Here is a 7,221-nt window from a genome sequence, read left to right as displayed (position 1 = left end):
CGTGGAGTGGTGGCTTACACACCCAAGGAAAAGCTGGTCGAATGGATCACCAACGGCACCACCGATTTTAGCTTCAACGGAGGCCCGGCCTCTGATACATCCGGTACGGCGGATCAATAAAAACCGACCAAGTGTCTAGCCGGCATCTCTGTCCTTCGGGCTCCTTGCTGTTCTAGCTCGCAGATCAAACACCTTGAGACTACTTAGGGGCGGGACGCTCATAAGGTGCTCTCAGGGTATGCCTATACCCGCAAGACACTTGCTGATTCATCACTGAGCTATGCTGGGTCGTAAAAAAGGAGTCCATGTAGATGCCCAGTGAATACTCACTGTCAGACGTTCTGGAAAGGATGTACCAGAATCAGCTCGCTCTCGAAGCTGCGCTCATGGAGCTGACGCTCCAGGTGGAAGCCCAGGGGCATGCGGAAGTAGGCGACAACGTCCGTGGTGCGCTTTACACAATTGGGGAGAACGCTGGCCACATAAAGCAGGGGCTGGCCCGTCTCAGAAAGCTTCCATGAGGCAGCCACTGGTCGATTTTGATCTCAAGCGAGTCAGGTGATCAGGACGTCACGGGTACGCCCAATGGCCTCTTTTGGGCCAGCTGGGGTCACCTACGATCTATGAAGCAGCCAAACCAAGTGAATACTTGTTCTACTTAAATGCCGAACTACCCAAATATGATCGGGTTATTTAGGTGAGCTCTTGATCCATTTAAATGCCAAGAATCGTGGAAATTCCCATTTCTTTGGGTATAAAGACTGAACCTTGTTATTAGGGATCGGTTCGGACATGCTAGCCAATTGAAATCCATATTTGGCGAACGTCACTATATATCGCTCAATTGGCCGATGAATGTGCGTGGTTTTAAACTCGGAATCAGATAAAGATATCTTGAAGGGAGCCTTAATCATCAGCTCTTTGCTATAAGAAAACCACGACTCTTTTTCATACCCCCAATATCTTGGCCAAAAGCACGGATGAGGAATGGTAGCTACAAATTCATCGCCTTTTTGTGCCACCCTTGAGAGGGTTTGAGCAAATTTGTCGAGCTGCGGATCTGCCGATAACATCATGGCTGCTAGAAAAACATTTTTCTCGGTTCGTGACTTTAGATGAGTTTCGCAGTCTTCAAAGTCGGAGTTGATGAATTCAATGTTTGAAAAAAATGACAGTATAGATTTCGCAATGTTAATGCTCTGCAACGATGGTTCGACACACACGACTTTTTTAAACCTTGCGGCTAAGCGGCCCGTAAGCTCACCAGTCCCAGAACCGATGTCGACCAAGGTTGCCTCATCATCCTGACCAACAAGTGACTCAACCAATGGAGCCATGACATGAGTAAATGTGATATCTAATCCGTTGAAGATTTGCTGATGCCGTTCTGAGGCAAGGCAGTCCCACTCTTTGGCCAATTCTTGGGAGGATATGCTGTCAACGTACGAAAACCGTGAGCTCATAATTGGTTTTCACCTTTTTTTTGAGAAATATTTTTAGCTATTTGCACAAGCTCGTAGGCCAGTTGAAATGAGGGGTGTGCGCCAGAGCTGAACTCCTCAACTACCTGCTTATCTGCTTGCGCTCTTCCAATGGCAACTTTACTGCCGTCCCTACCATAGAATGCGATAGTAAAGCGGGCGCTTGGGTCACTGAGTAACTCCCGGCCATACACATAAATCTGAGCCCCTTTCGTTTCCAGCTCTCTCGAAAAATCAGTATGGTTTGGCAGACAAATTATCAGCTCACCGTTTTCCGCTTTTTCACGCAGCAAGTTCTGTGACTTATCACCTTTTGCCCAACTCATGTCACGAGTCCAAATTGCTACTCGTCCTCCATAGGCTATCCAATGAAGCATGTAGTTGCGAATAGAATCAGGGTCGGATTGTTTAAATACTCTTTTTCCTTCTGCTACATATATCTCATAAGACACTAAAAATATGTACAGAAAAACCAAAACCACCCCGACTATCGATATGACCGATGCTGAGGCCGGGGTTAATTTTTCCACATCCACAAGGGGGTAGACAGTTGCAAGTAACGCAACCATGCTCAGAAAAATAAGAACCAACTTAACAGTTAAGGCTAGTACGTTGCGGGAGTGTTTCGGGCGAGGCCATTGCGCTTTTTTTCTAAACATCCTTGTCACCTCAAAGCAAATCCGCTGGAGAAAATTCTTCGTACGTAGCCATTTTGGGCAGTGCGCTGATTTTACAGCATTGATTTTCATAACATCCTGCCCTGTGTTGGTCGCAGCGAGTTTACCGCTTTTTTCTGCACCTGCGATGCTGCGTAGTGCGTCACTGGGGATGAGAGCGGAGGCCTATTCTTCAAGGTAAGAAGCTGGTCGCCCCTAAAAGGGATCAGATTTTCTGATTCGGCATAAAATGCATGACCAAACCAGAAATTAAGAAATCGAATCAGGCAATCCGACCGACGCTCAGCGCTAGAATGACGCCATCACGCAGGCTCGCTGGTTTCTCAGATGCTACGGCCATCTAGGCAATAGACATGGAAACTGAAAAACCTTAGCTTGCTGAAACAAGGGATCAATGGAGCGAAAACGGGATGAATGACTCTTTTTCCAAGCGCAACGGATTTCATCGCACCCAAGAGCGTGAAATCACCATCAGGGAGGATGCGCCTGAGGAGCTGCGTGGGTATTTGGTTCAACTGGCCTACGAGTGCGGATTCAAGCCCTCAGGTCTGCGGGCTATTCTTTGTAAAGCCCTAAAAAAACAGCCTGATTCGAACAACTGGAGCGAATTTCCCAACGTTGACTGGGAGGTGAACAATCTTCTCCAGGAATGTAAGTGGTACAAAGTTTATGACGTGATCGAGCGCATCCAAGCCGATTTGGGTCAGTACAACTACAACCCTGATACTTACGAACATTTTCACACTGAGTTAAATGACTATTTCGTAGAAAATGGCATTGGTTGGAAGCTTGTAGATGGCCTTGTCGAAATTCGCGGCCCGGAATCATTTGAAGTCATCGTAAAGAATGCTCGGGAGACCGAGCGCGCATTCGGCCACGTGACAGCTGGGAAGGAGTTGCACGAAGCAATTGGAGATCTCTCCCGTCGCCCCTCTCCTGATCCAACAGGTGCCATCCAACATGCGATGGCATCATTGGAGTGTGTTGCCCGAGAAATCACTGGTGATGTCAAAGCGAATCTGGGTGACATTCTCAAACGACACAACACCATCATTCCTCCCCCACTGGATCAGGCTGTAGCAAAAGCTTGGGGCTACGCATCTGAAAATGGTCGGCACATACGCGAAGGGCGAGAACCTTCATTCAATGAGGCTGAGTTGATAGTTGGCCTATGTGCCTCTCTCGGTAATTACCTTATTAAAAGTACGCAGGCGGACGAGCCAAATTGAGCACAGGATGGTGATTTCCATCCCTGCTAATGGGCGCGACCGTCACTGCAACAATGGTGGAGTGAAATGGTGCTGCCCCTGTGAAATACGTAGAAAATCTCGCAGGCTCGCACGCCCATTACCGTGCTGAAACGTCGCGATCACGTAGCGTGAGTTCTCTGTGGTAAGTACCCAAAATCGACCCTCGCGCTCCGCCTTAATCACGTCAGAAGTCCGGATCAGATGACCATCACCAAACCGCCCATATTGGTCTTTACGGTTGTGACCAAACACGACGCCTAATCCGGCACGAGCCTTTATGGATACTCTGCAGAGATAGGCTGTTATCGGTTTGTCGAAGCCTTGCGCTTGTGCTTTTAGGATTCGTTCGAGATCGAAATCCGTATGTCGTTTTCCATGAAAATTCACATCCAGAGTGTTCAACATAATTGCGCTCCTTTCGCAGCCCGTATGGCGTTACCAGGAAATCCACACGGAAACATCTGCGCTGATATCGTGTGGGATTCTTGGTAAATCTCAGGCTGTACGAATCATGTTCGCGTGATAGATCGGACGAAGGTTGCTCAGTGCATCAGTGTTGAAGCCAGGTTGGTGAGAGCTGTGATACTTGGAGCCGTTCTCCACATCTAGCAGGCACACAACACACTCGTTTTGGTCTTCGCCAAGCGTCACCTTGGTCAGTGCTTCCATGCGCCATCCTGCGGAGCCATTCATATATGCCGGCGTGACCACCTGAACGTCGGTGATGATCGTCTCCTCGTCTTGTGCAATCAGCACCTGCTGTAGTCGAGGTTCACTGTCGATCATTAGAACCACTTCTGTGGTTCGGCCCTTGTGCTGAGCCTGGACGGTGACGTGATACCAGTGATTTCGAAGAACTTTGGATACCTGATGCCATTGGTACTGGCCTTCACCAAACATCCCCGGCATGCCAAGCATATCGGCGTCGTGTGTTCTAAACATTGTATTTCCTGAGCCTCAAAGGGCTCCGTTACGAAGCGCATGTTAGAAGAAGGAAAATACTTCCTTCAGGCTGGCAGGCTGTTCATGGCCAGGGCCGATCAAGACGTAGACAGTGTTCCTCGTTTCGAACACGACCCCGTCGTGGAAACCGGTGCACATGCTTGAACGAACCCAATCCCCCCTCTCGAAACGGCCTTGGCTATCCTCGACCACGTTGTGAGCAAAAACGATCATTGGGAGCTGGCCCACTGCATGCAGTTTGGCGAGTTCGTCGGGAGTTACTTCGATTCGAAATATTGTCCAGTCTCTGACTAGGCAGTAGGGCTTTCTAGGAAATCGTTCGACTGATAAAGCTCGTGCCTCGGAAGTACCTAACAAGCCCTCAAGGGGCGTTCTCGGCCCTTTCATAAAGTCGGGCTCTTGGACGCTAGCCATAGGATTTACCTCAATTAATAACCCGGAAATTGACAATTCAACCCCGCTTGTTGGCGCTCGCCCCTCGCAAAGCGTCTCTCCGCACGGCAGCTGCGTTGGCTTGGAGGCGTCAATCGAATCGCGGGAAGCCAGCCTAAAAGCGCTGATCGCACCATAATACGGATGATAGTCCGTGTTATGGTTCTCCGCAATATGGCCTTATCCTCGATTTACTTGGGGAAATGTAATGGAGGCCGCAGAAGCCCTGGCTGTAGTAGTACGAGCATTGCGAAGAAGAAAGGGTTTTACGCAGGAAAACCTGATCACGATTGACCGTTCCTACTGGGGCCGGATAGAGCGTGGAGAGGTGAACATCACGATTGATGTGCTCATTCGTCTTGCAGCGCTGCTGGAGGTGGAGCCGGCCTCGCTGATTCTCATGGCGACGTGTCTACAGTCCGATGAGCCGTTTAGGGAGGGGCTAAAGCGTCTGAATAAGCAGCTAAATAGGATTTCGAAGGACAGGATTGATCAGGAGATGGAGTCATTAGCACAAGCAGGAAAGCTGCCGCCTGGTCGACCTGTCCGATCCGATGCGGCGCAAAAGGCGGCGGAGGCTAATCGCCTGAATAGTGAGGGCGTTCCGGTCGCTGAGATCGCGGAAGCGCTGGGACTGTCGAAGACCACTGTTCGCAGATATCTTAAAACAACCACATCCGAGCAAACTGATTCCGAATGATTTTTCAACGACAAGCTCCCGGCTAGAAATGTCACAGGAAGGACTGCTTTGGAGAATTGCATAGGAACACCTTGGCCCAACGGATCTTCATCAGGTTGTAGGCGCGACATGGGCGGATGTCAGGTTGACCGTTAGTAAAACAGTATCTATTCCGTTCATGCTGAGCCTTTAGCGGATAGACGATTCGACAAAGGAGGTCGGTAATGCGAGAAAGCGGCGAATTGGAAAAGGGGCGGCTTGAGCTGTTACGTAATGATCTGGCCAAAAGATTAGTAGGATTTTCTAGCGACGCTCCTACCATTGATATCTACGAACTGAGCAGCTCGCGATTGCATCGTGAGGATTTTCCAGTGCCGGAAATGCTCTTGCTTATGCTGCGAAATTTTCTGGGTTGGAAATGGTATGGGCCTCGCGAGAAGGTTCGATGGACAGTCTATGGCACATTCAGTGGAGAGCCAATCGCCATTGAGCTCGGCAAATTCGGCCTTAACTTGCTCAGCTCGCTAGCCCTGAATAAGAGTAGAAAGCGTATCGAGGGGCAGCTCAAAAGCGCTGTAAACATTGTCGAGAAATTCCTCAAACCGGTGCTCGAACGGCAGGTTTCTTCAGGCAATGTGACTATCGGCAATCACCTCAATGAATTCGTGTCACGTTATGAGTTTTTCCGAGGCCAAGCAGAAAAAGCGTTTCGACGTGCCAAGCGTAAAGCTAAGGAAAAGCTCAAGGAAGGGCACGAATTTCCTCAAGGCTTCATTTCTACGCTTATGAATAGTTACAACCGGAGCATAAAGGCGCAGCAGGAAGGCTTTTATCACTCGGTTGCCATGGTTGATGCATATTTCAGCGCCTTAGAGCATAGATTGAATTTGCTCCGTGCCTTTACCGGCGTTCCTTTGCCTGAGGATGGTTTCAAAGCCTTCATGTCTAAGACTTGGAATGAGAAGCTCGACGAGCTTTTAGGAGCAAATCCATCGCCTAAAGCACGGAAAACGCTTCAGGGAATGCGAGATATCAAGGAACGTATTCGTAATCCATTCGCCCACGGTGGTTACGAAAATGATAAAGGGGCGTTGCATGTGCATATACCGAGCATCGGAACCGTTCCTGGGAATATGACAAAATTTGGCAAAAGTGCCCGGTTCTCTTTGATCCCTATAGGGGCCAATGATCACGAGTTAAATTGCGCCATCTTCGATGATGTAGACAAGTTGCTATCCATGGGGCATCTCGCCGGCGCCTACCGGCTGATGGAGGCTGGCATTGACCCTTCGTTCGACGAAGAATCGTTGCAGTCTTACAAGGAGGCAACCTCGGGCGGGGAGGAAGCGTTGGAGAGGTTTATCGACCACTGGAGTCATCTGTGGGAGCTTCACACCAACATGGACTACTAGCGCCTGGAGGGACAGACACTCGTTACTATCAGACTCCCAATGGCTGCGTCGGTCTCTAAAAGGGCAGGTCTTCATCTCTTATCCCCTCAGGCTCCTCTGGAGTTTGTGGTGTCAGCGCTTGATAGATACTTTCAAGGCGAATCTGTAACTCATCAAAGGTGACCACAAGCACATCCTTGAGCCCATTTCGATATTGCTCAAAAGCTTCCTGCTTATCCTCTTCTTCCGGAGTGCGGCCAATTATGACGATGGCCGCAACTGCATGTGCGTGAACACGCTCTTTGAAGCCACGCGCTAGGCTATCTGTAAGCGGCCGGCGAACACACC

The 7,221-nt window shown here is 49.5% G+C and carries 10 protein-coding genes; 4 read left to right on the top strand and 6 right to left on the bottom strand.

Annotated features, from left to right (window positions below):
- Positions 1-311 precede the first annotated feature (311 nt).
- Positions 312-521 carry a hypothetical protein gene (locus HX807_RS29705; protein ID WP_177015402.1) on the top strand — a complete coding sequence of 70 codons (210 nt, stop codon included), beginning with the start codon at positions 312-314 and terminating at the stop codon, positions 519-521.
- Positions 522-689: 168 nt separating this feature from the next.
- On the opposite strand, the gene HX807_RS29700 is transcribed toward HX807_RS29705, so the two are convergent.
- Together HX807_RS29700 and HX807_RS29695 are read right to left on the bottom strand one after the other, a co-directional pair.
- Complete coding sequence (locus tag HX807_RS29700; protein ID WP_177051951.1) at positions 690-1,463, bottom strand: bifunctional 2-polyprenyl-6-hydroxyphenol methylase/3-demethylubiquinol 3-O-methyltransferase UbiG; 774 nt, start codon at positions 1,461-1,463, stop codon at positions 690-692.
- Positions 1,460-2,230 (bottom strand): hypothetical protein, encoded by a 771-nt coding sequence (locus HX807_RS29695; RefSeq protein WP_177043736.1) that lies wholly within the window; start codon positions 2,228-2,230, stop codon positions 1,460-1,462. The genes HX807_RS29700 and HX807_RS29695 overlap by 4 nt, the downstream gene beginning before the upstream one ends.
- 338 nt (positions 2,231-2,568) lie before the next feature.
- Here HX807_RS29695 and HX807_RS29690 point away from each other — a divergent pair, with 338 nt between their 5' ends.
- Entirely contained in the window at positions 2,569-3,387 is an 819-nt protein-coding gene (locus HX807_RS29690) for an AbiJ-NTD4 domain-containing protein (RefSeq protein WP_177015399.1), read from the top strand.
- Positions 3,388-3,429: 42 nt separating this feature from the next.
- Here HX807_RS29690 and HX807_RS29685 read toward each other — a convergent pair whose 3' ends face one another.
- The 3 genes from HX807_RS29685 to HX807_RS32085 form a co-directional block, all read right to left on the bottom strand.
- The gene (locus tag HX807_RS29685; RefSeq protein WP_169907392.1) at positions 3,430-3,813 is read right to left on the bottom strand and encodes a hypothetical protein; all 384 of its coding nucleotides are present in this window, start codon (positions 3,811-3,813) and stop codon (positions 3,430-3,432) included.
- A 90-nt stretch (positions 3,814-3,903) separates the two neighbouring features.
- Positions 3,904-4,350: a hypothetical protein gene (locus tag HX807_RS29680; RefSeq protein ID WP_169907393.1), complete on the bottom strand. Its 447-nt coding sequence runs from the start codon at positions 4,348-4,350 to the stop codon at positions 3,904-3,906.
- A gap of 42 nt (positions 4,351-4,392) precedes the next feature.
- Entirely contained in the window at positions 4,393-4,758 is a 366-nt protein-coding gene (locus HX807_RS32085) for a hypothetical protein (protein ID WP_371316505.1), read from the bottom strand.
- Between the two features lie 253 nt (positions 4,759-5,011).
- Between HX807_RS32085 and HX807_RS29675 the strand changes: the two genes are divergently transcribed.
- Complete coding sequence (locus tag HX807_RS29675; protein WP_169907394.1) at positions 5,012-5,503, top strand: helix-turn-helix domain-containing protein; 492 nt, start codon at positions 5,012-5,014, stop codon at positions 5,501-5,503.
- 203 nt (positions 5,504-5,706) lie between these two features.
- The gene (locus tag HX807_RS29670; protein ID WP_177015397.1) at positions 5,707-6,894 is read left to right on the top strand and encodes a hypothetical protein; all 1,188 of its coding nucleotides are present in this window, start codon (positions 5,707-5,709) and stop codon (positions 6,892-6,894) included.
- Between the two features lie 55 nt (positions 6,895-6,949).
- Here HX807_RS29670 and HX807_RS29665 read toward each other — a convergent pair.
- Positions 6,950-7,221: Shedu anti-phage system protein SduA domain-containing protein (locus HX807_RS29665; RefSeq protein WP_177051950.1), on the bottom strand; the 272-nt coding region annotated here is incomplete at its 5' end.

The organism is Pseudomonas sp. D8002 (assembly GCF_013385695.1).
Taxonomy (GTDB): Bacteria; Pseudomonadota; Gammaproteobacteria; order Pseudomonadales; family Pseudomonadaceae; genus Aquipseudomonas.
The sequence above is the reverse complement of the archived record's forward strand: the minus strand, read 5'-3'. Positions and strand labels throughout refer to the sequence as shown.

Coding starts and splice junctions, on each gene's coding strand:
- HX807_RS29705 (WP_177015402.1), top strand. CDS start 312: ATGCCCAGTGAATACTCACTGTCAGACGTTCTGGAAAGGATGTACCAG.
- HX807_RS29700 (WP_177051951.1), bottom strand. CDS start 1,463: ATGAGCTCACGGTTTTCGTACGTTGACAGCATATCCTCCCAAGAATTG.
- HX807_RS29695 (WP_177043736.1), bottom strand. CDS start 2,230: ATGAAAATCAATGCTGTAAAATCAGCGCACTGCCCAAAATGGCTACGT.
- HX807_RS29690 (WP_177015399.1), top strand. CDS start 2,569: ATGAATGACTCTTTTTCCAAGCGCAACGGATTTCATCGCACCCAAGAG.
- HX807_RS29685 (WP_169907392.1), bottom strand. CDS start 3,813: ATGTTGAACACTCTGGATGTGAATTTTCATGGAAAACGACATACGGAT.
- HX807_RS29680 (WP_169907393.1), bottom strand. CDS start 4,350: ATGTTTAGAACACACGACGCCGATATGCTTGGCATGCCGGGGATGTTT.
- HX807_RS32085 (WP_371316505.1), bottom strand. CDS start 4,758: ATGAAAGGGCCGAGAACGCCCCTTGAGGGCTTGTTAGGTACTTCCGAG.
- HX807_RS29675 (WP_169907394.1), top strand. CDS start 5,012: ATGGAGGCCGCAGAAGCCCTGGCTGTAGTAGTACGAGCATTGCGAAGA.
- HX807_RS29670 (WP_177015397.1), top strand. CDS start 5,707: ATGCGAGAAAGCGGCGAATTGGAAAAGGGGCGGCTTGAGCTGTTACGT.